The 700-nt window shown below is 44.9% G+C and carries 1 pseudogene; it reads right to left on the reverse strand.

What is annotated here, in order from left to right:
* Positions 1-554: pseudogene (locus HW443_RS12470) on the reverse strand (IS1634 family transposase); the annotation flags it as partial.
* Positions 555-700 lie beyond the last annotated feature (146 nt).

Raw genomic sequence — 700 nt, forward strand, 5'->3', positions numbered from 1 at the left:
CTCTGGATGGCTTTATGGTCAAGTTTATCCATCATCCGATAGATCTTATCTAGCGGAAGGCTTATGCCAAAGTCTTCTTCCAGCATATCCCGGGAGGCCATCTTGGAGGCGGGATTGGCAATTCTGGCTAAAACCAGGTCTTTAAATAGGGAGGCGGCGGAGACATTTCTTTTAGGATTAGAAATTACCCTGTCGTATCCCAGCTCGGAAAATAGGGCTCCATAAGTATCATGTATTCCCGAGACTATTCTTTGTTCTTCCACCAGGTTTCTGAGGTCCACCTGGTAGTCCTCACTTGCATATTTTTCAGCTTTGGCCTCTAAGTTTATGCGGGCCAGTTTTTCCGGAGACATAAGTAGCTGCTGGCTGCCGGCCTCCATCTGGATTTTAATGGATTCAGCCAGTAGCTTTAGCTCTTCTAGCTCCTCATCATTTTGGGCTACCCCAATATATCTAACTATTTTTTGCCGGACCTTATCTCCCACCCTAAGGGAGGCCACAATCTGGACTGACTTTCTGGGGCTATTGGGGGTTACCTTCACTCTGACAAACATAAATAGACTATAGCATGATTAAATCCTGATGTCAATAGCCAAATTTATACTAGGCACTACATTGACATTTAAGCTACCATAGCTTCATCCAGTAGGGGTTTTTTGTTTTGCCTGGCTCAATTTAGGTTAAAAGTGCGGAAGTCGGG

The sequence above is a fragment of the Candidatus Hakubella thermalkaliphila genome, from assembly GCF_013281975.1.
Taxonomy (GTDB): domain Bacteria; phylum Actinomycetota; class Humimicrobiia; order Hakubellales; family Hakubellaceae; genus Hakubella; species Hakubella thermalkaliphila.